Origin of the sequence: Streptomyces sp. NPDC021096 (assembly GCF_040641275.1) — a bacterium.
Lineage (GTDB): Bacteria > Actinomycetota > Actinomycetes > Streptomycetales > Streptomycetaceae > Streptomyces.
On record NZ_JBFADG010000014.1, the window covers coordinates 110,287 to 133,176 of the forward strand.

Below are 22,890 nucleotides of genomic sequence, written 5' to 3' on the forward strand. Positions count from 1 at the left end.
CTACTTCTGCGCCTCCGCCACCAGCGACCGCAGCTTGTCCGGCGTCAGCGGCTTCGTCGGGTCGTCGTAGAGGCTCTGGCCGTTCAGCTGGACCGTGGGGGTGCCGCGCAGGCCCGAGGTGCTGAAGTTGTCCTGGGACTTCTGGACCCAGCTGTCGTGGGTGCCGTCGTTGACGCACTTCTCGAAGGGCGCCGTCTTCAGGCCCTCGACCTTGCCGGCCAGTTCCAGCAGGCGGGACTTCTTGCCGTAGGTGTCGTCCGTCTCCGGCGGCTGGTTCTTGTAGAGCTCGTCGTGGTAGGCGGGGAACTTCCCGGCGTCCTGGGCGCAGGCCGCCGCGTTGGCCGCGTTCAGGGAGCCGGAGCCGCGGAGGTTTTTGTCGATCAGGGCGACCAGGTGGTACTCGGCCTTGAGCTGGCCCTTGTCCTGCAGGTCGTGGATGGTCTCGCGGAAGCCGTTCTCGAACTGGCCGCAGCCGGGGCAGCGGAAGTCCTCGTACACCACGAGGGTGGCCTTGGCGGCGGGGTTGCCGACCGGGATGGCGAGGGCGTCCTTGCCGATGGCGCCCTGAGGGGCGACGACCGGGCCGGACGTGTGCTGCTTGTTGTCCTTGCCCTGCTGGGAGCCGGCCACCAGGGCCGCGATCCCGGCACCCGCGCCGAGGACCGCCACCACCACGACGCCCGCGATCAGGGTCCGCTTGCGCTTCGCGCGGGACTCCTCCCTCTGGCGCTGTTCCTGCAGGCGCTCACGGGCGCCGCGCTTACCGTCGCTGTTCTTCTGGCTCACGTCCGGGTACAACGAACCGGGGGTGCGCCCATGCGCGCCCCCGGTCCGCGTTTCCTTCAAACGAGGTACGTGACCCCCGGCGGAGTTACGCGCGCTTGCGCACGCCCTGCGCCAGCTCGCCCGCCAGGGCGCGGACCGCCGCAAGGCCCGTCTCCAGGTCCGGGGCGTCCAGCAGGCGCTTGACGAAGGCGGAGCCGACGATGACGCCGTCGGCGAACTGGGCGACCTCCTCGGCCTGGCGGGCGTTGGAGACGCCCAGGCCGACGCAGACGGGCAGTTCGGTCACGGCGCGGGTGCGGCGGACCAGCTCCTGGGCCTCCTGGCCCACCGACTCGCGGGTGCCGGTGACGCCCATCAGGGAGGCGGCGTAGACGAAGCCGCTGCCCGCCGCGGTGATCTTGGCGAGGCGCTCGTCGCGGCTGCTCGGCGCGACCACGAACACCGTGGCCAGGCCGTGCTGTTCGGCGGCCTTGCGCCAGACCTCGGACTCCTCGACCGGGAGGTCGGGCAGGATGCAGCCCGCGCCGCCCGCTGCCGCGAGGTCGGCGGCGAAGCGCTCCACGCCGTAGGCGTCGACCGGGTTCCAGTAGGTCATCACCAGTACGGGCGCACCGGTGATCTCGTGCGCCTCCTTCACCGTGCGGATGACGTCGGTGATCTTGATGCCGCCGCGCAGGGCGATGTCGTCCGCGGTCTGGATGACGGGGCCGTCCAGGACCGGGTCGCTGTGCGGCAGGCCGACCTCGACGACGTCGCAGCCGCCGTCGAGCATCGCGGTGATGGCCCGTACGCCGTCGTCGACGGTGGGGAAGCCGGCCGGGAGGTAGCCGACCAGTGCGGCGCGGTTCTCCGCCTTGGCCGCGGCCAGGACCGAGCTCAGCAGTTCGATGTTGCCCGCCATTATTCGGCCCCCTCGGCAGCGTTGTCGTACAGCCCGAAGTAGCGGGCCGCCGTGTCCATGTCCTTGTCGCCGCGCCCGGAGAGGTTGACCAGGATCAGCCCGTCCTTGCCGAGCTCGCGGCCGAGCTCCAGGGCGCCCGCGAGCGCGTGGGCGCTCTCGATAGCGGGGATGATGCCCTCGGTGCGCGAGAGCAGGCGCAGCGCCTGCATGGCCTCGTCGTCGGTGACGGCGCGGTACTCGGCGCGGCCGATGTCCTTGAGGTACGAGTGCTCGGGGCCGATGCCGGGGTAGTCCAGGCCCGCCGAGATGGAGTAGGGCTCGGTGATCTGGCCGTCCTCGTCCTGCAGGACGTAGCTGCGGGAGCCGTGCAGGATGCCGGGGGTGCCGGCGGTGAGGGTGGCCGCGTGCTCGCCGGACGCCACGCCGTGGCCGCCCGGTTCGCAGCCGACCAGGCGTACGCCCTCGTCGGGGAGGAAGGCGTGGAAGAGGCCGATGGCGTTGGAGCCGCCGCCGACGCAGGCGACGGCCACGTCCGGCAGCCGGCCGGCGCGCTCGAGGATCTGGCGGCGGGCCTCCACGCCGATGACCCGGTGGAAGTCGCGGACCAGCGCCGGGAAGGGGTGCGGGCCGGCGACCGTGCCGAAGAGGTAGTGGGTGCGGTCGACGTTGGCGACCCAGTCGCGGAAGGCCTCGTTGATGGCGTCCTTGAGCGTGCGGCTGCCGGACTTCACGGCGATGACCTCGGCGCCGAGCATCCGCATGCGGGCGACGTTCAGCGCCTGCCGCTGGGTGTCGACCTCGCCCATGTAGATGGTGCACTCGAGGCCGAAGAGGGCGCAGGCGGTGGCGGTAGCGACGCCGTGCTGGCCGGCGCCGGTCTCGGCGATGACGCGGGTCTTGCCCATGCGCTTGGTGAGCAGTGCCTGGCCCAGCACGTTGTTGATCTTGTGTGAGCCGGTGTGGTTGAGGTCCTCGCGCTTGAGGAACACCCGCGCGCCGCCCGCGTGTTCGGCGAAGCGGGGCACCTCGGTCAGGGCGCTGGGGCGGCCGGTGTAGTTGACCATCAGGTCGTTGAGCTCGGCGGCGAAGGCGGGGTCCGCCTTGGCCTTCTCGTACTCGGCGGCGACCTCGTCGACGGCGGCGACGAGGGCCTCGGGGATGAACTTGCCGCCGAAGTCGCCGAAGTAGCCGGAGGCGTTGGGTACGTGGCCTTCGGGGTCGGGAACGAAGAAGTCAGAGGACACTGAGGTACTCCTCGAACAGGTCTGTGAGGGTTCCGGGTGACGGGTGGACAGGAAGGCCCACCGCGGGCGCGACGGCGCCGCACCCGGCGATGACGGGAGACTAGAGCGCGGCGCGGCCGCGCCATCGCATCCCGTTGATCTGTCCCGGCTCACAGCCGATGTGGTACCGCACGCGGCGCCCGAGGACGCGGCGTGCGGGCGCACGGCAGCCACGCGGCCTGCAGCCGCGGGCGAGCCGTGCGTACGCGCTCATGGCGGGTCAGCCCCGCCCGTGCCGCAGCGCGGGGTGCGCGCCCGCGGCGACCAGGTCGGCGACGGCGCCCTTAGGGTCCCGCCCGGTGACCAGGGACTCGCCCACCAGGACGGCGTCGGCGCCGTCGTTGGCGTAGGCGATGAGGTCGTGCGGGCCGCGCACACCGGACTCGGCGATCTTGATGATGCCGTCCGGGATCTCGGGGGCGACGCGGGCGAAGGTGTCGCGGTCCACCTCGAGGGTCTTGAGGTTGCGGGCGTTGACGCCGATGACGCGGGCGCCCGCGTCCACCGCGCGCTGGACCTCCTCCTCGTCGTGCACCTCGACCAGGGGGGTGAGCCCGATGGACTCGGCCCGCTCGATCAGGGAGACGAGGGCCTCCTGCTCCAGGGCCGCGACGATCAGCAGGGCCAGGTCGGCGCCGTAGGCCCGCGCCTCCCACAGCTGGTAGGCCGTGACGATGAAGTCCTTGCGCAGGATCGGGATGTCGACGCGGGCCCGGACGGCCTCGAGGTCGGCGAGCGAGCCGCCGAAGCGCCGCTGCTCGGTGAGGACGCTGATGACGGCCGCGCCGCCCGCCTCGTAGTCCGCGGCGAGTCCGGCCGGGTCGGCGATGGCGGCCAGGGCGCCCTTGGAGGGGCTGGACCGCTTGACCTCGCAGATCACGCTGACGTTCTCGCCGCGCAGGGCGGCGGCGCCGTCCTTGGCCTGGGGGGCCTTGGCCGCGCGCTCCTTGAGCTCGTCGAGGCTGACGCGCGCCTGCCGTTCCGCGAGGTCGGCACGGACTCCGTCGATGATCTCGTCGAGCACACTCACGCGAGCGGCCCCCTTCCGGACTCGGATGGTCTGGGCTGGTGCGGCGGGATATCACCTCACCAGGCACTGCGATGGTACTTGCCGGAGGGCGAAGGTTTCGCATCCGGTTGACGCAGGTCCCACCAGGCGGACCCCCGTCTGGACGCTCATGGCGCGAGCGCGGACCCGAACGGCAGGTTCCGCACCACGGTGAAGACGAGCACGACCCCGGCCAGCACCCACCAGTGTTTTGCCCGCAATTCGACCGGCATACCCCCGCCTGTCCGCAGTGCCCGGACCAGCCACAGCACCCAGAGCACGGCGAACGCGGCGTAACCGGCGACGGCCAGGGCGTTGGCGCCCAGCGCGGCGACAAGGTCGCCGTGGACCAGCGCGTGCAGGCCCCGCAGACCGCCGCAGCCCGGGCAGTACAGCCCCGTCCAGCGCAGCAGCGGGCACGCGGGGTAGTGCCCCGGCAGACCGGGGTCGACCGCGCCCACCCAGGCGACGGCGGCGCCCAGCGCGGCCGCGACGCCCAGCGGCGCCCCGGCCCGGCGGACCGCGGCCACCGGGCGGCCGGCCCGCCGGTCGTGTGCTTGCTCCCTCACCCTGCCGAGTGTGGGCCGCACAGCACGAAGGCGCAGCTCAAACCTTGCGTACGGGCGTCCGTACGGGTCCGGGCCACGCCTTGGCGCGAAGGGGCCGCAGAAGCGGTCCAGGTCAGCTCTGGGCCTGGGCCTGCGTCCGCGTGCCGCCCTTGGGGGCCTGGCCCATGCCCATGGAACGCATGATCAGGCCGACGACGCCGCCGAGGGCGACCACGACCATGCCGGCCCAGAAGCCGGCGGGCTTCGCCATCACGACGAACGCGCCCGAGATGCAGAAGCCGATGAAGGCGATGGTGACGCCGGTCCAGGCGGCAGGGGTGTGGCCGTGGTCGCTAGCCGACATGAGTTGACTCCTCGTTGCTGTATCGCGCCTGCGGGCGCAGAGATCGCTCGGGGACATTGTCCCCGACGCCGTGGGCCGCGCCGATCTGGGGTGCGCGTGTCCGGCGGCGGGTCACTTCCCGGTCCCGCCGGTGGGGTCCTCGCCGCGGTCCAGAGCCTTCCACAGCTCCTCGGGGCGGTCCGGGTCCGCGACGGTACGGGCGCGGCGCGGGCGGGGGGTGCCGTCGCGCTCGTAGCGGCCGGACATGGTGGGCCAGTGCCGGCCGTAGCGCAGGGCGAGCAGCCCGGCCAGGAGCAGCAGCACGCCGCCGGCGACCGCGACCCACGGCCAGGCGGTGTGGCTGACGTTCTCGATGGAGGCCCGGGTCAGGCCGGAGACCTTGGCGGCCTTCTCCTCCAGCGCGGCGGTGTCGCCGGCGCCGGTGAGCGCGGCGGCCACGACGCCCGCGCCGCTCAGCGCGAGCAGGCCGGCCACGAGGGTGCGGCCGGCGCCGCGCACGGCGAAGACGGCGACGAGGGCGGCGAGGGCCACGATGGCCAGGGCGCCGGGCAGGGCGGTGACGTCCTGCCCGGTGGCCTGCTCGGGGACGGGGCTGCCCTGGGCGACGGGGGCGGTGCCCTCGGACCAGGTGCGGCCGCCGGCGAGCAGGACGAGGGCGGCGCCGGCCGCGCCGAGGAGCAGGGCGATGCCTACGCTTCGGCGGGCGGTGCGGGACGCGGTGGCGGCGGCCTGGTCGGTGGGGGGTACAGCTGTGGTCACGGGTACCACTATCCCTTGCCGGGGCCTGGTGGGGTGCGGTCGGGGGTCGGTGCGGGCCGTGGTCCCGGTTGTGCCCACCCTCCCCCAGCTACCGCTGGGAGGTGCCCCCAGCCCAGCGGAACGACTGCCCACAACCGGGCGGGGCGGCTGCCCACAACCATCTACAGGCGGTTCGCCGTGTGGACTGCCCTGAGGACCGCCGCTGCCTTGTTGCGGCATTCGGCGTCTTCGGCTGCTGGGTCGGAGTCGGCTACGACGCCGGCGCCCGCCTGGACGTAGGCGGTGCCGTCGCGCAGCAGGGCGGTGCGGATGGCGATGGCGGTGTCGGAGTCCCCGGCGAAGTCGAGGTAGCCGACGCAGCCCCCGTACAGCCCACGGCGGGTGGGCTCCAGCTCCTCGATGATCTGCATGGCGCGGGGCTTGGGCGCGCCGGAGAGGGTGCCGGCGGGGAAGCAGGCGGTGAGCACGTCGAAGGCGGTGCGGCCCTCGGCGAGCCGGCCCGTCACCGTCGAGACGATGTGCATCACGTGGCTGTAGCGCTCGACCGACATGAAGTCGACGACCTCGACGCTGCCCGGCGCGCAGACCCGGCCGAGGTCGTTGCGGCCGAGGTCGACGAGCATCAGGTGCTCGGCGCGCTCCTTGGGATCGGCCAGCAGCTCCTCGGCGAGGGCCGCGTCCGCCTGCGGGGTGGCCCCGCGCGGCCGGGTGCCCGCGATGGGGTGGACCATCGCATGGCCGTCCTCGACCTTGACCAGCGCCTCGGGGCTGGAGCCGACGACGTCGAACCCGTCGAAGCGGAACAGGTACATGTACGGGCTCGGATTGGTCGCCCGCAGCACGCGGTAGACGTCCAGCGCAGAGGCCGAGCACGGCGTCTCGAACCGCTGCGAGGGCACGACCTGGAAGGCCTCGCCCGCGCGGATGCGCTCCTTGATGTCCTCGACGGCCGCCATGTAGTCGGCGCCGCCCCAGCGGGCCGTGTACTCCGGAAGCTCGGAGGGGGGCAGGGCGGTGGGCGCGGTGGGCGTGGGCCGGTGCAGGTCCGCGGCCATCGCGTCCAGACGGGCGACGGCGTCGGCGTACGCCTCGTCGACGCCGGTCGCCAGGTCGTTGTGGTTGATCGCGTTGGCGATCAGCAGGACGGTGCCGTTCCAGTGGTCGAGGACGGCGAGGTCCGAGGTGAGCAGCATGGTCAGCTCGGGCAGGTCCAGGCCGTCCCGCTCGCCGCCGGGGTGCTCGCCGATCTTCTCCAGCCGGCGGACGACGTCGTAGCCGAGGTAGCCCACCATGCCGCCGGTGAAGGGCGGCAGTCCGGCACCCTCTATGAGGTCGCGCGGGGTGTGGAGGGTCTCCACGGTGGCCCGCAGGGCGGCGAGCGGGTCGCCGTCGGTGGGGACGCCGACGGGCGGGGTGCCCAGCCAGTGGGTGTGCCCGTCGCGCACGGTGAGGGTGGCGGCGCTGCGGACGCCGACGAAGGAGTAGCGCGACCAGGTCCGGCCGTTCTCCGCGGACTCCAGCAGGAACGTCCCGGGCCGCTCGGCGGCGAGCTTGCGGTAGAGGCCCACGGGCGTGTCGCCGTCGGCGAGGAAGCGGCGGGTCACCGGGATGACCCGGCGGTCCTTCGCCAGCATGCGGAAGGTCTCGGCGTCGGGGGTGACATCCCCGCTGGACCCGTGGGAAGCAGATGCGGACGTGGCAGCCATGGCAGCGGAGCCTACTGGCCCAGGGGGAGGTTGCCGGAATCGAAACAGGTGCGGGTCCCGGTGTGGCACGCGGGGCCGACCTGGTCGACCTTCACCAGGAGGGTGTCCGCGTCGCAGTCCAGGGCCACCGACTTCACGTGCTGGACGTGCCCGGAGGTGTCGCCCTTGACCCAGTACTCCTGGCGGCTGCGGCTCCAGTAGGTGCAGCGGCCGGTGGTGAGGGTGCGGTGGAGCGCCTCGTCGTCCATCCAGCCGAGCATGAGCACCTCGCCGGTGTCGTACTGCTGGGCGATGGCGGGGACCAGGCCGTCGGCGCTGCGCTTGAGGCGGGCGGCGAGGGCGGGGTCGAGGGCGGAGGAAGGGCGGGCGTTGCCGGTCATGGGTCCATGATGCCTGGCCCGGGGGCCGGACGGGCACCGGCCGGCGAGCGCGGACCCCGGCCGGGGCGGGTGCGGGGTGCGGGCCGGATCTGGCGCGGCGGCGTGGTCCCGCCGGGGGCGCGCCCGTAGGCTGACACCATGTCAACTCACGCCCAGCGCGAACGTCTGCTTCTCGCCGACCTGTTGGAGACGGTGGGCCCCAACGCGCCCACCCTGTGCGCCGGCTGGCGCGCCCGCGATCTGGCCGCGCACGTGGTGGTGCGCGAGCGGCGCGCCGACGCGGCCGCCGGCATCGTGTTCAAGCCGCTGGCCGCGCGCCTGGAGCGGGTGCAGGCCGAGTTCGCGGCGAAGCCGTACGAGGAGCTGATCCAGCTCATCCGCACCGGTCCCCCGCGCCTGTCGCCGTACGCCCTCAAGCCGGTCGACGAGGCGGCCAACACCGTCGAGTTCTTCGTGCACACCGAGGACGTGCGCCGCGCCCAGTCGGAGTGGACGGCGCGCGAGGTGGACCCGGTCTTCGCCGACGCGCTGTGGAGCCGGCTGGAGCGGACGGCGCGGCTGCTGGGCCGCAGAGCGCCGGTGGGTGTGGTGCTGCGCCGGCCGGACGGCCGTACGGCGGTGGCGCACCGGGGCGCGCCCGTGGTGACGGTCACCGGGGAGCCCGGGGAGCTGACGCTGTTCGCCTTCGGGCGCCAGGACGCGGCGCAGGTGGAGCTGGAGGGCGAGAAGGACGCGCTGGCGAAGCTGCGGGAGGGGACACTGGGAATCTGAAGGCTCGGGGGGCCCGGACCGGACACCGACACCGGAGGAAGGTGCCCATCATGGCTTTTCCTGGCAGAACCAACGTTCTCGGCGACCGTGCGGGCCCGCTGCCGGCGACCGGCATCTCGCTGGGGCTTCTGCTGCTGCGCCTCATGCTCGGCATCATCATGGTCGGACACGGCACGCAGAAGCTCTTCGGCTGGTTCGACGGGCCGGGCATCGACGGGGTCGCGAAGGGCTTCGCCGCCCTCGGCTATCCGGCGCCGAAGGGCATGGCCGTCATCGCCGGGCTCAGCGAGACGCTGGGCGGTCTGGGCCTCGCCCTGGGGCTGCTCACGCCGCTGGCCGCGGCGGCGGTCCTGGGCACGATGGTCAATGCGCTGGGTGTGACCTGGGACGGCGGATTCTTCCTGCCGAAGGGCGTGGAATTCACCCTTTTGGTCGCGGTGTCGGCCACCGCTTTGGCGCTGACCGGGCCGGGGCGGTACGCGGTGGACCGCGGGTTGCCGGTGCTGCGGGAGAACCGGCTGGTGTACGGGGTGGGGGCGATCGCGCTGGCGCTGGTGGCGGGGGCGGTGTTCCTGCTGATCCGGGACTAGGGAACCGGGGGCTCCGCCCCCGGACCCCCGGTCCTCAAACGCCGGACAGGCTGAATTCAGCGCACCGGGTGCCCCGCCTCGCGGAGGGCCGTTTTGACCTCCGGGATGCGCAGGGTGCCGAAGTGGAACACCGACGCGGCCAGGACCGCGTCCGCGCCCGCCTCCACGGCCGGGGCGAAGTCCGCGAGCTTGCCGGCGCCGCCGCTGGCGATGACGGGGACCGTGACATGGCGGCGCACCGCCGTGATCATCTCGGTGTCGTAGCCGTTCCGCGTGCCGTCGGCGTCCATGGAGTTCAGCAGGATCTCGCCGGCGCCCAGCTCCGCCGCGCGGTGCGCCCACTCCACGGCGTCCAGGCCGGTGCAGCGGCGGCCGCCGTGGGTGGTGACCTCGAAGGATCCGGTCGCGGTGCGGCGGGCGTCCACGGACAGCACCAGCACCTGACGGCCGAACCGCTCCGCGATCTCCTTGATCAGTTCGGGCCGCTCGATCGCGGCGGTGTTGACGCCGACCTTGTCGGCGCCGGCGCGCAGCAGCTTGTCGACGTCGTCGGCGGTACGCACGCCGCCGCCCACGGTCAGCGGGATGAAGACCTGCTCGGCGGTGCGGCGCACCACGTCGTAGGTGGTCTCGCGGTTGCCGGAGGAGGCGGTGATGTCGAGGAAGGTCAGCTCGTCGGCGCCCTCCCGGCCGTAGACCGCGGCCATTTCGACAGGGTCGCCCGCGTCGCGCAGGTTCTGGAAATTGACGCCCTTGACGACGCGGCCGTTGTCCACGTCCAGGCAGGGGATGACTCGGACGGCGAGGGTCACGCCGGTTCTCCTTGGAAGGCTTCTACTTCTACTTCCACCAGGACGCGCGAGTCGACGAAGCCGGAGACCACGACCAGGGTCGCGACCGGCCGGACGGTGTCGAAGAGCTCCTTGTGGGCGCGGCCGACCGCGTCCACGTCCCGCGCGTGGGTGATGTACATCCGGGTGCGGACGACCGCCTCGGGTCCGAGGCCGAAGCGCTTCAGCGCGTCGAGGGCGTTGCCGAAGGCGGCCAGCGTCTGCTCGTACGGATCGCCTTCGCCGTGCAGCACGCCGCCGACCAGCGGCATGGTCCCGGCGACGAGCACCCGGTCCCCCACCGCCACGGCACGTGCGAAGCCGATCGACTCCTCCCAGGAGCTGTCTGTCTGCACGCGCCGCGGGGCTGGGGTTTCGGTCATACGGACACTGCCTCCAGGGCCTCTTCCAAGGTGAACGCCTTGGCGTAGAGGGCCTTGCCGACGATGGCGCCTTCGACCCCCTCCGGTACCAGGGTCGCAAGTGCGCGCAGATCGTCAAGGGAGGAAACGCCTCCGGAGGCGACGACCGGCCTGTCGGTGGCCGCGCAGACGTTCTTCAGCAGCTCCAGGTTGGGGCCCTGGAGGGTGCCGTCCTTGGCGATGTCGGTGACGACGTAACGGGCGCAGCCCTCGGAGTCCAGGCGGGCGAGGGTCTCGTAGAGGTCGCCGCCGTCGCGGGTCCAGCCGCGGCCGCGCAGGGTGGTGCCGCGTACGTCCAGGCCGACCGCGATGCGGTCGCCGTGCTCGGCGATGACCTTGGCGACCCACTCGGGGGTCTCCAGGGCGGCGGTGCCGAGGTTGACGCGGGTGCAGCCGGTGGCGAGGGCGGCGGCCAGGGAGGCGTCGTCGCGGATGCCGCCGGACAGTTCGACCTTGATGTCCATCGAACGGGCGACCTCGGCGACCTGCGCCCGGTTGTCTCCGGTGCCGAAGGCGGCGTCCAGGTCGACCAGGTGCAGCCACTCGGCGCCGGCCCGCTGCCAGGCCTGGGCGGCGGCCATCGGGTCGCCGTAGGAGGTCTCGGAACCGGACTCGCCGTGCACCAGGCGGACGGCCTGGCCGTCGCGGACGTCGACGGCGGGCAGGAGTTCAAGCTTGGGCATCAGAGCGTCTCGATCCAGTTGGTCAGCAGCGTCGCACCGGCGTCGCCGGACTTCTCGGGGTGGAACTGGGTGGCCCACAGCGGGCCGTTCTCCACGGCGGCGACGAACGGCTCGCCGTGCGTGGCCCAGGTGACCTTCGGCGCGCGGATGTTGGCGTTGGTGACCTCGAGGTTCCACTCGCGCACCGCGTAGGAGTGCACGAAGTAGTACCGGGTGTCCGCGTCCAGGCCGGCGAAGAGCTGCGAGTCCTCGGCCGGGGTGACGGTGTTCCAGCCCATGTGCGGTACGACGGGGGCCTTGAGCGGCTCGACCGTGCCGGGCCACTCGTCGAGGCCCTCGGTCTCGACGCCGTGCTCGATGCCGCGCTCGAAGAGGATCTGCATGCCGACGCAGATGCCCATGACGGGGCGGCCGCCGGAGAGCCGGCGCCCGATGATCCAGTCGCCGCGGGCGGCGCGCAGGCCCTTCATGCAGGCCTCGAAGGCGCCGACGCCGGGGACGAGCAGCCCGTCGGCGTTCATGGCCTTGTCGAAGTCGCCGGTGATCTCCACGTCGGCGCCGACGTGGGCCAGGGCGCGCTCGGCGGAGCGGACGTTGCCGAAGCCGTAGTCGAAGACGACGACCTTCTTCGCGGGCTTCGTGACGGGGGTGCTCATGACCACAGCCCTTCGATACGCATCACACCGGCGGTCAGGCACATGGCGGCGCCTATGCCGAGCAGCACGATCACGCCCTTGGGCATGCCCTGCTTGAGGAAGGAGATGATGCCGCCGAGGAGGAACAGCCCGACGACGATGAGGACGGTCGACAGGCCGCTCACAGGGCACCCTTCGTGGACGGGAGGATTCCGGCGGCGCGCGGGTCGCGCTCGCAGGCGTAGCGCAGGGCGCGGGCCAGCGCCTTGAACTGGCACTCCACGATGTGGTGGGCGTTGCGCCCGTACGGGACGTGGACGTGCAGGGCGATCTGGGCCTGTGCGACGAAGGACTCCAGGATGTGCCGGGTCATCGTCGTGTCGTACGCGCCGATCATCGGCGCCATGTTCTCGGGCTCGCTGTGCACGAGGTACGGGCGGCCGGAGAGGTCGACGGTGACCTGGGCGAGGGACTCGTCCAGGGGGACCGTGCAGTTGCCGAAGCGGTAGATGCCCACCTTGTCGCCGAGGGCCTGGCGGAAGGCGGCGCCCAGCGCGAGGGCGGTGTCCTCGATGGTGTGGTGGGTGTCGATGTGCAGGTCGCCGTCGGTCTTGACGGTGAGGTCGAAGAGGCCGTGGCGGCCGAGCTGGTCGAGCATGTGGTCGTAGAAGCCGACCCCGGTCGACACGTCGACCTGTCCGGTGCCGTCGAGGTCTATCTCGACGAGGACGGACGTCTCCTTGGTGGTGCGTTCGACGCGTCCAACGCGACTCATGAGTTGTTCTCCTTGCGAATGGCGCGTACCGCGTCCAGGAACGCGTCGTTCTCCTCGGGGGTGCCGGCGGTGACCCGCAGCCACCCCGGCACGTCGTTGTCCCGTACCAGGACACCGTGGTCGAGGAGGGCCTGCCAGGCGGTGTGGCTGTCCTCGAAGCGTCCGAACTGCACGAAGTTGGCGTCCGAGTCGGTGACCTCGCAGCCGATGGCGCGCAGCTCGTCGACGATGCGGTCGCGCTCGGCCTTGAGCTGTTCGACGTAGCCGAGCAGCGTGTCGGTGTGCTCCAGGGCGGCGAGCGCCGTGGCCTGGGTGACGGCCGAGAGGTGGTAGGGCAGGCGCACCAGCTGGACGGCGTCGACCACGGCGGGGTGGGCGGCGAGGTAGCCCAGGCGCAGCCCGGCCGCGCCGAAGGCCTTGGACATGGTGCGGGAGACGACGAGGTTCGGGCGGCCCTCGATGAGGGGCAGCAGCGAGGGCTGGTGGCTGAACTCGCCGTAGGCCTCGTCGACCACCACGATCGACGGCTTGGCCGCCTGCGCGGCCTCGTACAGCCGCAGGACGGTCCGGGCGTCGACCGCCGTGCCCGTGGGGTTGTTGGGCGAGCAGACGAAGACGACGTCGGGCCGGTGCTCGGCGATGGCCCGCTCGGCCGCGTCGACGTCGATGGTGAAGTCCTCGTGGCGCGGGCCGGGGATCCAGCCGGTGCCGGTGCCGCGGGAGATCAGGGCGTGCATCGAGTACGAGGGCTCGAAGCCGATGGCCGTGCGGCCGGGGCCGCCGAAGGCCTGCAGCAGCTGCTGGATGACCTCGTTGGAGCCGTTGGCGGCCCAGACGTTCTCGCGCGTGACCGTGTGCCCGGCGGTGCGGGTGAGGTAGGCGGCCAGCTCGGTGCGCAGCTCGACCGCGTCCCGGTCGGGGTAGCGGTTGAGGTGCCGGGCGGCCTCGGCCACACGCTCGGCGATGCGGGCGACGAGGGGCTCGGGCAGGGGGTAGGGGTTCTCGTTGGTGTTCAGGCGTACGGGCACGTCGAGCTGGGGGGCGCCGTACGGGGACTTGCCGCGCAGTTCGTCCCGGATGGGGAGGTCGTCGATACCCGTCACTTGCTGTCCGGAACCTTCCAGTCGAACCGGGCCCTGACCGCCGCGCCGTGCGCGGGCAGGTCCTCGGCGTCGGCGAGCGTCACGACGTGCGCGGCGATGTCGGCCAGCGCCTCGCGGGTGTAGTCCACGACGTGGATGCCGCGCAGGAAGGACTGGACCGACAGCCCGGAGGAGTGGCAGGCGCAGCCGCCGGTGGGCAGCACGTGGTTGGAGCCGGCGGCGTAGTCGCCCAGCGACACCGGGGCGTACGGGCCGACGAAGACCGCGCCGGCGTTGCGCACCCGGGCGGCGACCCGGGCGGCGTCCTCGGTCTGGATCTCCAGGTGCTCGGCGCCGTAGGCGTTGACGACCTCGAGGCCCTGCTCGATGCCGTCGACCAGCACGATGCCGGACTGACGCCCGCTCAGGGCGGGCAGGATGCGGTCCTCGACGTGCTTGGTGGCGGCCACCTGGGCGGCCAGTTCCTTCTCGACGGCGTCCGCGAGGTCCTCGGAGTCGGTGACGAGCACCGAGGCGGCCAGCGGGTCGTGCTCGGCCTGGCTGATCAGGTCGGCGGCGACGTACGCCGGGTCGGCGGTGTGGTCGGCGAGGATGGCGATCTCGGTCGGGCCGGCCTCGGCGTCGATGCCGATGCGGCCCTTGAGCAGCCGCTTGGCGGCGGCGACCCAGATGTTGCCGGGGCCGGTGACCATGGTGGCCGGGCGGCACTCGTCGGTGCCGTAGGCGAACATGGCGACGGCCTGGGCCCCGCCGGCCGCGTACACCTCGTCGACGCCCAGCAGTGCGCAGGCGGCCAGGATGGTGGGGTGCGGCAGGCCGTCGAAGTCGGCCTGGGGCGGCGAGGCGACGGCCATGGAGCCGACGCCGGCCTCCTGGGCCGGCACCACGTTCATGATCACGGACGAGGGGTAGACGGACCGGCCGCCGGGCACGTAGAGCCCGACGCGGTCGACGGGCACCCAGCGCTCGGTGACGGTGCCGCCGGGCACGACCTGGACGGTGTGGTCGGTGCGGCGCTGCTCGCGGTGGACGAGCCGGGCGCGGCGGATGGACTCCTCCAGCGCGGCCCGCACGGCCGGATCCAGCTCCTCGAGGGCACGGGTGATCGCCTCGACGGGCACCCGGACCCGCTCGATGCGCACGCCGTCGAACCGTTCCGCGTAGTCGATCAGGGCCGCGGTGCCGCGATGATGCACGTCGTCACAGATGGGCCGCACCTTCTCGAGGGCGGCCGCGACGTCGAGCTCGGCACGGGGCAGCAGATCGCGGTCGACGCCTTCGGAGGGGAAGGCGGCGCCGCGCAGATCGATTCGGGAGATCACGCGGTCAATTGTCTCAGACCCGTCCCGCCACACGGCTTCGCGTACCACTCAGTGATACGCGGCGAAAGAGTTGATCTTTTTCTGACCGAGGACGGACAATCGCCCCTCACCGCCGGTGTTCAACCGGTCACCCGGCGGGAAAGGGCCCCCTGCACGGGGTGCACGAAGGGAACGGGGGCAGGAAAGGGGGAACCGTGACCGAGCCGGCCGACGGCGAGCCGCCCACCGGGCTGGAGCTCACCGCCGTCGAACGGGACATGTGGCAGGCGTTCCGCAACGGCGCCACCCTCGACCTGCGCAGCACCGCCTCCGCCGAGCACAACGACCCCGCCGGCCCGCACGTGTGGGGCCCCGAGCGCAGTGTGCGCGCCCGCGTCGTCGCCCTGCTGCTGCTCCACGGGCCCGCCGCCCACCCCGGGCGTGTCGCCGCGCTCAAGCTCAACGGCGTGCGGATCACCGGCACCCTCGACGTCGCCGGCGGCACCGTCGTGCCCTACGTCGAGCTCCACAACTGCCGCTTCGACGAGCAGCTGCTGCTGCCCGAGAGCCACTTCACCACCCTGCGCCTGGTCGGCTGTGCGATGCCCCGCCTGGAGGGCGCCCGGATCCGCACCGAGGGCGATCTGCACCTGCCCCGCTGCGTGATCCCGCACGGCATCCGGCTGACCGACGCGCACATCGGCACCGACCTGCTGCTCAACCAGCTGGTGGTGCGCCGCGACCGGCGCGGGCTGTCCATAGCCGCCGACGGGATGACGGTCGGGCAGGACCTGCAGGCCGAGATGATGCGTTCGCACGGCGAGCTGAGCATGCGCGGGGCGACGATCGGCGCCTCGCTGAGCCTGCGCGGCTCCACGCTCAACAACCCCTACGGGCGACGCGCCCTGAACGCCCCGCAGCTGACGGTGGAGCGCACCCTCTACCTCACGGCGGCCGGCATCGGCGGCCGCCGGTACGGCGGCGGCGCCACTCCCCCGTACGGCATCACCCTCAACACACCCGAGCAGGGCACGCGGCTGCGGCGCTTCGAGTGCCTGGGCGGGGCGCGGCTGGACGACGGGCGGTTCGGCGACGCGGTGGACCTCAGCCAGGCCCGGTTCGTGATGGAGGCCGACCAGGAGCTCTCGCTGCGCCGCGTCCAGACGCCCGAGCTGCGCTTCCTGGGCGAGAAGCAGCAGCGCGGACGGGTGGTGCTCTCGGGCGCGAGGGTGGCCAACCTGATCGACCGCTACGACAGCTGGCCGGGCCCGGGCGGCCTGGTGATGGCCGGCTTCTTCTACGAGAACCTGATACCGATGGGCCACTTCCCGCTCGCCCGCCGCCTGGACTGGGTCGCGGCGGCCACCCCGGAGTACGCCCCGGAGCCGTACGAGCGGCTGGCGGGCGCCCTGCGCGCCAGCGGCGAGGACGCGGACGCGCGGGCGGTGCTGCTCGCCAAGCAGCGGCGCCGGCGCGAGACCCTGCCGCCGGCCGGCAAGGCGTGGGGGTACCTGCAGGACTGGACGGTGGCGTACGGCTACCGGCCGGGGCGGGCCGCGGTGTGGATGGCGGTGCTGTGGGCGCTGGGGGCGCTGTACTTCTCCTACCGTCCGGTGCCGCCCCTCAAGGAGGGCGAGGGCCCGCGGTGGGACGCCGCGCTCTACACCCTGGACCTGCTGCTGCCCGTCATCGACCTGGGGCAGGGCACCGCCTGGCGGCCCGGCGGCGGCACCCAGTGGGTGGTCGCGGCACTCACGCTGCTGGGCTGGATCCTCGCCACGACGGTGGCGGCGGGCGCCTCCCGGCTGCTGCGCAGGCAGTGATCAGGCTGCGCCTCCAGTGAAATCCTCCCGGGGACCGGCAGCCCGGCCATTAGGCTTACCGGCCGTGACCACCGCGCGCCTTCCCCTCTTCCCGCTGAACTCGGTGCTGTTCCCCGGCCTCGTGCTGCCGCTGAGCGTCTTCGAGCAGCGCTACCGCGCGCTGATGCGCGATTTGGAGAAGCGGCCGGAGGACGAGCGCCGGTTCGGGGTGGTCGCCATCCGCGACGGCCACGAGGTGGCGCCGAGCGCACCGGGCCTGCCCGACGAGGACCGGCCCGAGCCCGGGCCCGCCTCCGGCTTCGGCGCCGACCCGCTGAAGGCCTTCCACACCGTCGGCTGCGTCGCGGACGCGGCCACCATCCGCGAGCGCCCGAACGGTACGTACGAGGTGCTGGCGACCGGCACGACGCGCTTCCGGCTGCTGTCCGTCGACGCCTCCGGGGCGTATCTGACGGGCGAGGTGGAGACCGTCGAGGAGCGCCAGGGCGAGGGGGCCGGGGTGCTCGCCTCCGGCGTCGTCCGGGCGTTCAGGGCGTACCAGAAGCGGCTGGCCGGGGCGAACGAGGCGTCGCTGGCGGGCCGGGCGGACCTGCCCGGCGAGCCGCAGGTGCTGTCGTATCTGGTCGCGGCCGCGGCGGTGCTGGACACCCCGGTCAAGCAGCGGCTGCTGCAGGCCCCCGACACCGCGACCCGGCTGTCGGAGGAGCTCAGGCTGCTGCGTGCCGAGACCGCGGTGATCAGTAAGCTCCCGTCGCTGCCGGCCGTCGAACTCACCCGGCGGCCCACCAGCCCCAACTGAGGAATCCGGCCTTGGCGAAGAAGCCGAAGAAACAGCAGCAGGCGTCGGGGGCGACCCCGGCGATCGTCGCCCTGGAGAAGGCGGGCACCGCCTTCTCGGTGCACGCCTACGACCACGACCCGGCCGCGCCCTCCTACGGCGAGGAGGCCGCCCAGGCGCTGGGCGTCGAGCCGGGGCGCGTCTTCAAGACGCTGGTGGCCGACGTGGACGGCACGCTGACCGTGGCCGTCGTGCCGGTCTCGGGCTCGCTCGACCTCAAGGCCCTGGCGGCGGCCGTCGGCGGCAAGCGGGCGGCGATGGCCGACCCGGCCGCCGCCGAGCGCACCACGGGGTACGTGCGGGGCGGCATCTCCCCGCTGGGGCAGCGCAAGCGGCTGCCGACCGCGCTGGACGCCTCCGCCCGCGCGCACGCCACGATCTGCGTCTCGGCCGGGCGCCGCGGCCTGGAGGTCGAGCTCTCCCCCGACGACCTGGCACTTCTGACGAAAGCGGTGATCGCCCCGATCGCCCGGGCCTGACCGTTGGCCCGCGCCCGGGCTGGACTGATGCCCGTCCCTTCGCTACGACCAAGGGGCGGGCCGCCGCGCGTGCGTCCCGCCCAGGGAGGGGACGCCCATGTCGAAGCGCACCCGCAAGCGCCGCTGGCGCCTGAAGAAGGGCCGCGCCAACCACGGCCGCAGGCCGGCGTAGGCACCTGAACCACTGCCGGCCCGGCGCAACCCGGCGCGGCACCATCCAGCCCGTCCGGCGTTTGAGGACAAGAAACGGTGAAAGGGCGGGGCGGGGAGAAGGCATCCCGCCCCGTTCGCACGCCTAGGCCCGGTCGGACTCCGGCGGCGCTTCCGACGCCTCCGGCGCCCACGCCAGAACGGGCTCCGGGTCGCGAGGCCCGAACAGGGCCGTGAGGCCCAGGTGCACGGCCATCGCCGCCAGCGGCCACGCCAGCAGCATCCCCTTGGCGGCCAGCTTCAGCGGTGCGTCGAAGACCACCCCCTTGCCCACGGCCCGCGCGTGCGCGGCCACGTCGGGGGACGGGCCCAGCCAGACGCCCAGCCGCCAGCCGATCACCGAGGCCAGCAGGGAGCCGGCCGCGAGGCCCACCACGAGGGCGATGCCGCCGCGCCGGCGGAAGAGGAAGACCGCCGCCGCGCTGACCGCGCCGAACGCCAGGCCCAGCAGCGCGAACCAGCCGTCCGCGCCGATGGCCTGCTCGCCCTCGGTGTTCTTGAGGTAGACGGCCTTGCCGTCGGAGATCAGCGGCACCCGCGGCGCCAGCCACATCCACAGCAGCCCCAGCAGGACGCCGGCCACCGTGACAGCCGCCGCGACGATCGCGGCATCCCGCATCTCGAGGCGCGTCTCCTCGGCCCGGGCCAGGGCCGCCTCGTCCCGCACCGCCTCCGGCAGCTCCGGGCCCGGTGAGGGCACGGCGCCGGCGGGCGCGGGGTCGGAGGAGGAGTCGTCATGCGGCGTCAGCGGTGCGGTCACCTTGCCATCGTGCCAGGCGCGGGCCGAGGCCCCGGCGCCAGGAGGGTCACTGCGGCGCGTCACCGCACGGCCGCCCGGCGGTAGGCCCAGGTCGCCACGGCCAGCGACACCACGCCGACGGCCGCGCACACCCCCAGGTCCGCCGCCACCAGCAGCCAGTCGGGGTGCGCGTCAAAGCTGCGCGCCAGCGCCTCCACGCCGTAGGTGGACGGCAGCAGGTCACGGGCGTAGGCGATCGGCGCCGGCATGCGGTCGGCCGGCAGCACGCCCAGCAGCAGCGCCGCCGACATGCCCAGCTGGCCGCAGAGCGTCGCCAGCTCCTGGCGCGGCGCGAGCAGCCCGAGGGCGGCGCCGAGCCCGGCCAGCGCCGCGCCGGACAGCGGCACCACCGCGGCCAGCACCCACAGGTGCACCATCGACAGCTTGAACAGCACGCTGCCGACCACCGCCGTCACCAGCGTGCCGGGCGCGGTGAAGGAGGCGTACGCCCCCGCCGCACCCAGCACGACGGCCGCGGGCGGCACCGGAAGCGTCGCGTAGTGGTCGAGGCCGCCGCTGGCGCGCAGCTGGCCGAAGTACTGGGCGAGCAGGTTCAGCGCGACGAACGCGACGACGAGCACGCTGGAGCCGGCCACGACCGCCCGCGCCTCGGCGCCGCCGTCGACGACGCCCCGCATGAGGATCATGATGCCGACGGACTGGAACGTGGCCACGAACAGCAGCGGGATCCGCGCGACGCGGGCGCGCGAGAGCTGCGCGCGGTAGACCGCCGCCAGCGCCGGCAGCAGCCGCGCCCGGGGGGCCAGCGGTGCGGCCCCCTCGCCGTCGGGCCACGACTGGGTTCCGCTCTGCGCCCGGACCTTCCCGGGCACCGCCTCTGCGGATACGGCACTCACGCGGCACAGCTCCTGTTCGGTTCGGCCTTCACGCCGGCGCCCCTCATGCCTTGACCAGTCCCTGGGCGCGGCCGCCGCCCAGCGCCAGATAGACGTCCTCCAGGCTGGGCGTGGCGAGCGTGAAGTCGTCGAGCGCGGCGAACGCGGGCCCCCCGGTCACGGCGGCGACCGCGGCGCGGGCCTCGGCGGGGGCGAGCCGCAGCGACCACCGGCGGCCCGTCTCGTGGGCGGCGTCGCGCAGCGCGGCGACCTCCGGGACGTCCAGCGGCGGCTCGCCGCGCCAGACGAGGTCGACCCGTACCTCGTCCCCGACGAGCTCCTTGAGCCCGGCCGGGGTGTCGCAGGCGATGATCCGCCCGTGTTCGAGCACCGCGACCCGGTCCAGCACGGTCTCGGCCTCGATGACGTTGTGGGTGACCAGCAGCACCGTGGTGCCGCGCTCGGCGCGCCGGCGGTCCACGGCGGCCCAGACGGCCCGGCGGGCCACGGGGTCCATGCCGGTGGTCGGCTCGTCCAGGACGAGCAGGGGCCGCTCGCCGACCAGGGCGGCGGCGAAGCAGGCGAGGCGGCGCTGACCGCCGGAGAGCTTCTTGAGCGGGCGGCCGGCGATCGCGGTGAGCCCGAGCTCCTCGAGGACGGCATCGCGCTCGGCGCGGGCGGCGCGCAGGTCCAGGCCGCGCAGCCGGCCGGTGGTCTCGGCGGCCAGGGACACGGTCAGCTCGTCCAGCGCGGTCGACTCCTGGCCGAGGTAGCCGACGAGGCGGGCGGCGCGCTCGGGGTGGCGCACGAGGTCGTGGCCGAGGAGCTCGACGCTGCCCTCGTCCGGGCGCAGCAGGCCCGTGAGCTGGCGGACGAGCGTGGTCTTGCCGGCGCCGTTGGGGCCCAGGAGGCCGAAGATCTCACCGCGCCGGACGTCGAGGTCGATGCGGTCGCTGGCCCGCACGGCGGCGGCGCCGGGCGCACCGCGCCGGCCGCGCGCGGCGGGGTAGGTCTTGACGAGGCCGCGCACGGCGCACACCACGCCGCCCCCCGATCGCCCCGGGGACCCCCGCTCCGCCTGTTTCGCGCCCATCCTCACGAGCTATGAGGGTACGCGCCCCGGCGCCCGCGGCGTGCTCCGGGGGCCTCCTGCGGCCACCGGTGGCGCCGCCCGCCGGGCGCCCCCTCGCCGCGCACGGGCTCAGTCCCCGGCGGGAGCGTGTTCCGCGGCGGTGCGGGCGTCGATCTCGCGCCAGAAGCCGGCGCGGATCGCATAGCGGTCGTGCTCGTCGATCTGGTCGTCCTTGTGGGCGAGGAGACCGAAGCGGGCGGCGTAGCGCAGGAGCTCGCCGTCGATGCGGTGCGGGATGCGCGGGTACTCGGTGGACAGGTGCTGGAGGTGGATGGAGTCGGTGATGCGCTCGGTCCAGCGGCGGGCGAAGACCTGGCCGACCTCGAAGGGGTCGCCGCCGACGGTGGTGATGTCCTCCTCGCGGTCGGCCCACCGCTGCTCGGCGCTGGTGAGCTGGGCGAGCATGGGCAGGGAGGCGGTTTCGGGGGGCTCCCCGAGGCCGTTGCCGGCGCCGCGCTCGACCCAGCCCTTGTCGGAGGACCAGCGCAGCGTGGCGCTGGGGGTCGCGGACGCTCCCGAGGCGGCGGACTGTGCGGCTACGGGCTGGGGGGCGCCGGCGGCGGGGCCGCGACCCAGGCCGGCGAGGTCCTTGGGGGTGGGCACGCCCCGTACCGCGGGGGAGTCGGCGCCGCGTTCGGGGGAGGCGCAGGGGGCGGTGGCGGCGGCCGTGGGGCGGGTGCCGTTGCGCTCGGCGGCCGGGCGGGCGTCGGCCGTACGGCTCGCCGCGGCGGCGGCAGCGGCCGCGGTCTCGGGCAGCGGTGCGGAGAGGATGGCGGCGATCTCGGGCCCGGGGGCGGGCTGGGGGGCGCAGATGCCGGTGAGCTCCTTGGCGCGTACCGCCCGGGTGATCCACGTACGGTCCAGGACGCGCCGCTCGTCGGCCTCGGCGACGAGGTCCTCGGACTGGTTGTAGTCGCCGTCGGCGGCCTGGACGGCCCACAGGTGGACGGCGACGCCGTGTTCCTTGGCGGACATCAGGCCCGGGAGCAGGTCGCCGTCGCCGGTGACGAGCACGATGTCGGAGCAGGCGCGGTTGCGGGCGAGCTCGGTGAGCTCGGCGTGCATGGCCGCGTCGACGCCCTTCTGGGCCCAGCGGCCGTCGCTGCGTGTCAGGGCGCCGAGCCGGACGGTGACGCGGGACATCACGCGCAGCCGGCGGTGCTCGGGCTGGGGGACGCGGTCGGGGGCGCCGTCGAACCAGTAGATGCGCAGCAGCGGCCGCTGGGTGTCGGCCTCGGCGCGTTCGCGCAGTCCTTGGATGAGGGTCGCGTGGTCGACGGTGATGCGGGACCGGGCGGGTTCCCCGGCCAGTAGGCTCGCGGCGGCGCCCAGAAGATACCCGGCGTCCACCAGGACGACGCAGCGGTCCACGTTCCACCCTCTTTCCGTGAGTTCAGAAGTGCGGCCCCCCGGCACAGGCGTGCCCCGGTCTCCTTTGGCTTTCCCAGGAGTCTGCCCGACCGCGCGGGGGTTATCAGTCCGAACTGGATCTTCGGCGTGGCGGATACGGGCCACGGCCGATAAGTACCCCTGTCACCCACGGTAATTACCCGAAATGCACGTTTGGCCGGTGCGTGGGAGGGTGAATCGAGGGGGTCATCCCGATGCGGAGGCACTTCAGCATGGCCAAGAACAAGAACCGGAAGCAGCCACAGTCGTCGAGCGCCGCCGAGCGCGGGCAGCAGCAGGCCAAGAGCTCCTCGATGGAGCAGCAGACGGAGCAGCGGCAGTCCCAGGTCACCCCTGGCGACATGGCGCGCAAGGGCCGCCAGAAGCGGTTCGGCCACAACTGACCGGCGCTTAGGTGCGTTTGAGGGGCGCGCCCGCTTGAAGCGGGCCGCCGGCCGTGGTGCGGCTCGCGCAGTACACGAAGACCGACCAGAGCGAG

General features: G+C 73.5%; 27 protein-coding genes. 6 read left to right on the top strand and 21 right to left on the bottom strand.

Features of this window, described 5'->3' with window-relative positions:
* From AB0G59_RS19395 to hisI, 9 genes are all read right to left on the bottom strand, one after another.
* Positions 1–786, bottom strand: a complete 786-nt coding sequence (locus AB0G59_RS19395) for a thioredoxin domain-containing protein (RefSeq protein WP_360913107.1) — start codon at positions 784–786, stop codon at positions 1–3.
* A gap of 85 nt (positions 787–871) precedes the next feature.
* A complete protein-coding gene (gene trpA / locus AB0G59_RS19400) occupies positions 872–1,687 on the bottom strand; it encodes a tryptophan synthase subunit alpha (protein WP_360913109.1) in 816 nt (271 codons plus the stop codon).
* Entirely contained in the window at positions 1,687–2,931 is a 1,245-nt protein-coding gene (gene trpB, locus AB0G59_RS19405; RefSeq protein ID WP_360913111.1) for a tryptophan synthase subunit beta, read from the bottom strand. Before trpB ends, trpA begins: the two co-directional genes overlap by 1 nt.
* 259 nt (positions 2,932–3,190) lie before the next feature.
* A complete protein-coding gene (trpC, locus tag AB0G59_RS19410) occupies positions 3,191–4,000 on the bottom strand; it encodes an indole-3-glycerol phosphate synthase TrpC (RefSeq protein WP_071964047.1) in 810 nt (269 codons plus the stop codon).
* 146 nt (positions 4,001–4,146) lie between these two features.
* A complete protein-coding gene (locus tag AB0G59_RS19415) occupies positions 4,147–4,587 on the bottom strand; it encodes a DUF2752 domain-containing protein (protein ID WP_360913114.1) in 441 nt (146 codons plus the stop codon).
* 112 nt (positions 4,588–4,699) lie between these two features.
* The gene (locus tag AB0G59_RS19420) at positions 4,700–4,930 is read right to left on the bottom strand and encodes an HGxxPAAW family protein (protein WP_360913116.1); all 231 of its coding nucleotides are present in this window, start codon (positions 4,928–4,930) and stop codon (positions 4,700–4,702) included.
* 111 nt (positions 4,931–5,041) lie between these two features.
* Entirely contained in the window at positions 5,042–5,689 is a 648-nt protein-coding gene (locus AB0G59_RS19425; RefSeq protein ID WP_360913118.1) for a TIGR02234 family membrane protein, read from the bottom strand.
* A 161-nt stretch (positions 5,690–5,850) separates the two neighbouring features.
* Positions 5,851–7,395, bottom strand: coding sequence for an anthranilate synthase component I (locus AB0G59_RS19430; protein WP_360913120.1), 1,545 nt, complete (start codon positions 7,393–7,395; stop codon positions 5,851–5,853).
* A gap of 11 nt (positions 7,396–7,406) precedes the next feature.
* Positions 7,407–7,775, bottom strand: a complete 369-nt coding sequence (gene hisI / locus AB0G59_RS19435) for a phosphoribosyl-AMP cyclohydrolase (protein WP_071964051.1) — start codon at positions 7,773–7,775, stop codon at positions 7,407–7,409.
* A 138-nt stretch (positions 7,776–7,913) separates the two neighbouring features.
* On the opposite strand from hisI, the gene AB0G59_RS19440 reads away from it, so the two are divergent.
* Together AB0G59_RS19440 and AB0G59_RS19445 are read left to right on the top strand one after the other, a co-directional pair.
* Positions 7,914–8,546 (top strand): TIGR03085 family metal-binding protein, encoded by a 633-nt coding sequence (locus tag AB0G59_RS19440; RefSeq protein WP_360913122.1) that lies wholly within the window; start codon positions 7,914–7,916, stop codon positions 8,544–8,546.
* 50 nt (positions 8,547–8,596) lie between these two features.
* Positions 8,597–9,136: a DoxX family membrane protein gene (locus AB0G59_RS19445; protein ID WP_360913124.1), complete on the top strand. Its 540-nt coding sequence runs from the start codon at positions 8,597–8,599 to the stop codon at positions 9,134–9,136.
* Between the two features lie 56 nt (positions 9,137–9,192).
* Here AB0G59_RS19445 and hisF read toward each other — a convergent pair whose 3' ends face one another.
* Genes hisF through hisD form a run of 8 tightly spaced genes read right to left on the bottom strand, consistent with a single transcriptional unit; the run spans position 9,193 to position 14,906 of the window.
* The gene (gene hisF / locus AB0G59_RS19450; RefSeq protein ID WP_360913126.1) at positions 9,193–9,948 is read right to left on the bottom strand and encodes an imidazole glycerol phosphate synthase subunit HisF; all 756 of its coding nucleotides are present in this window, start codon (positions 9,946–9,948) and stop codon (positions 9,193–9,195) included.
* On the bottom strand, positions 9,945–10,349 hold the full coding sequence (locus AB0G59_RS19455) for a RidA family protein (RefSeq protein WP_360913128.1): 405 nt from the start codon (positions 10,347–10,349) through the stop codon (positions 9,945–9,947). The genes hisF and AB0G59_RS19455 overlap by 4 nt, the downstream gene beginning before the upstream one ends.
* Complete coding sequence (priA, locus tag AB0G59_RS19460; protein WP_360913130.1) at positions 10,346–11,071, bottom strand: bifunctional 1-(5-phosphoribosyl)-5-((5-phosphoribosylamino)methylideneamino)imidazole-4-carboxamide isomerase/phosphoribosylanthranilate isomerase PriA; 726 nt, start codon at positions 11,069–11,071, stop codon at positions 10,346–10,348. Before priA ends, AB0G59_RS19455 begins: the two co-directional genes overlap by 4 nt.
* Positions 11,071–11,727 (bottom strand): imidazole glycerol phosphate synthase subunit HisH, encoded by a 657-nt coding sequence (hisH, locus tag AB0G59_RS19465; RefSeq protein ID WP_360913132.1) that lies wholly within the window; start codon positions 11,725–11,727, stop codon positions 11,071–11,073. Before hisH ends, priA begins: the two co-directional genes overlap by 1 nt.
* On the bottom strand, positions 11,724–11,891 hold the full coding sequence (locus AB0G59_RS19470; RefSeq protein WP_360913133.1) for a hypothetical protein: 168 nt from the start codon (positions 11,889–11,891) through the stop codon (positions 11,724–11,726). Before AB0G59_RS19470 ends, hisH begins: the two co-directional genes overlap by 4 nt.
* Positions 11,888–12,481, bottom strand: coding sequence for an imidazoleglycerol-phosphate dehydratase HisB (hisB, locus tag AB0G59_RS19475; protein ID WP_071965893.1), 594 nt, complete (start codon positions 12,479–12,481; stop codon positions 11,888–11,890). The genes AB0G59_RS19470 and hisB overlap by 4 nt, the downstream gene beginning before the upstream one ends.
* Complete coding sequence (locus tag AB0G59_RS19480) at positions 12,478–13,584, bottom strand: histidinol-phosphate transaminase (protein ID WP_360913136.1); 1,107 nt, start codon at positions 13,582–13,584, stop codon at positions 12,478–12,480. Before AB0G59_RS19480 ends, hisB begins: the two co-directional genes overlap by 4 nt.
* Positions 13,581–14,906 (bottom strand): histidinol dehydrogenase, encoded by a 1,326-nt coding sequence (gene hisD / locus AB0G59_RS19485; protein WP_360913138.1) that lies wholly within the window; start codon positions 14,904–14,906, stop codon positions 13,581–13,583. The genes AB0G59_RS19480 and hisD overlap by 4 nt, the downstream gene beginning before the upstream one ends.
* 194 nt (positions 14,907–15,100) lie before the next feature.
* On the opposite strand from hisD, the gene AB0G59_RS19490 reads away from it, so the two are divergent.
* From AB0G59_RS19490 to ybaK, 3 genes are all read left to right on the top strand, one after another.
* The gene (locus AB0G59_RS19490) at positions 15,101–16,708 is read left to right on the top strand and encodes an oxidoreductase (protein WP_360913140.1); all 1,608 of its coding nucleotides are present in this window, start codon (positions 15,101–15,103) and stop codon (positions 16,706–16,708) included.
* A gap of 64 nt (positions 16,709–16,772) precedes the next feature.
* Positions 16,773–17,507 carry an LON peptidase substrate-binding domain-containing protein gene (locus AB0G59_RS19495; protein ID WP_360913142.1) on the top strand — a complete coding sequence of 245 codons (735 nt, stop codon included), beginning with the start codon at positions 16,773–16,775 and terminating at the stop codon, positions 17,505–17,507.
* An 11-nt stretch (positions 17,508–17,518) separates the two neighbouring features.
* Entirely contained in the window at positions 17,519–18,025 is a 507-nt protein-coding gene (gene ybaK, locus AB0G59_RS19500) for a Cys-tRNA(Pro) deacylase (RefSeq protein WP_071965896.1), read from the top strand.
* A 295-nt stretch (positions 18,026–18,320) separates the two neighbouring features.
* Here ybaK and AB0G59_RS19505 read toward each other — a convergent pair whose 3' ends face one another.
* From AB0G59_RS19505 to AB0G59_RS19520, 4 genes are all read right to left on the bottom strand, one after another.
* Positions 18,321–18,995, bottom strand: coding sequence for a hypothetical protein (locus tag AB0G59_RS19505; RefSeq protein WP_360913144.1), 675 nt, complete (start codon positions 18,993–18,995; stop codon positions 18,321–18,323).
* Between the two features lie 59 nt (positions 18,996–19,054).
* A complete protein-coding gene (locus AB0G59_RS19510; protein ID WP_360913158.1) occupies positions 19,055–19,867 on the bottom strand; it encodes an ABC transporter permease in 813 nt (270 codons plus the stop codon).
* Between the two features lie 67 nt (positions 19,868–19,934).
* Entirely contained in the window at positions 19,935–20,909 is a 975-nt protein-coding gene (locus AB0G59_RS19515) for an ABC transporter ATP-binding protein (protein ID WP_071963505.1), read from the bottom strand.
* A 162-nt stretch (positions 20,910–21,071) separates the two neighbouring features.
* Positions 21,072–22,373: an NYN domain-containing protein gene (locus AB0G59_RS19520; protein ID WP_360913146.1), complete on the bottom strand. Its 1,302-nt coding sequence runs from the start codon at positions 22,371–22,373 to the stop codon at positions 21,072–21,074.
* A gap of 251 nt (positions 22,374–22,624) precedes the next feature.
* Here AB0G59_RS19520 and AB0G59_RS19525 point away from each other — a divergent pair, with 251 nt between their 5' ends.
* Complete coding sequence (locus AB0G59_RS19525; RefSeq protein WP_177337925.1) at positions 22,625–22,795, top strand: hypothetical protein; 171 nt, start codon at positions 22,625–22,627, stop codon at positions 22,793–22,795.
* Positions 22,796–22,890: the final 95 nt, after the last annotated feature.

What these genes read in the sequence shown, in the direction of transcription:
- trpA (WP_360913109.1), bottom strand. Translation starts at nt 1,687, where the DNA reads ATGGCGGGCAACATCGAACTGCTGAGCTCGGTCCTGGCCGCGGCCAAG.
- AB0G59_RS19420 (WP_360913116.1), bottom strand. Translation starts at nt 4,930, where the DNA reads ATGTCGGCTAGCGACCACGGCCACACCCCTGCCGCCTGGACCGGCGTC.
- AB0G59_RS19430 (WP_360913120.1), bottom strand. Translation starts at nt 7,395, where the DNA reads ATGGCTGCCACGTCCGCATCTGCTTCCCACGGGTCCAGCGGGGATGTC.
- hisI (WP_071964051.1), bottom strand. Translation starts at nt 7,775, where the DNA reads ATGACCGGCAACGCCCGCCCTTCCTCCGCCCTCGACCCCGCCCTCGCC.
- AB0G59_RS19440 (WP_360913122.1), top strand. Translation starts at nt 7,914, where the DNA reads ATGTCAACTCACGCCCAGCGCGAACGTCTGCTTCTCGCCGACCTGTTG.
- AB0G59_RS19445 (WP_360913124.1), top strand. Translation starts at nt 8,597, where the DNA reads ATGGCTTTTCCTGGCAGAACCAACGTTCTCGGCGACCGTGCGGGCCCG.
- AB0G59_RS19455 (WP_360913128.1), bottom strand. Translation starts at nt 10,349, where the DNA reads ATGACCGAAACCCCAGCCCCGCGGCGCGTGCAGACAGACAGCTCCTGG.
- priA (WP_360913130.1), bottom strand. Translation starts at nt 11,071, where the DNA reads ATGCCCAAGCTTGAACTCCTGCCCGCCGTCGACGTCCGCGACGGCCAG.
- hisH (WP_360913132.1), bottom strand. Translation starts at nt 11,727, where the DNA reads ATGAGCACCCCCGTCACGAAGCCCGCGAAGAAGGTCGTCGTCTTCGAC.
- hisB (WP_071965893.1), bottom strand. Translation starts at nt 12,481, where the DNA reads ATGAGTCGCGTTGGACGCGTCGAACGCACCACCAAGGAGACGTCCGTC.
- AB0G59_RS19525 (WP_177337925.1), top strand. Translation starts at nt 22,625, where the DNA reads ATGGCCAAGAACAAGAACCGGAAGCAGCCACAGTCGTCGAGCGCCGCC.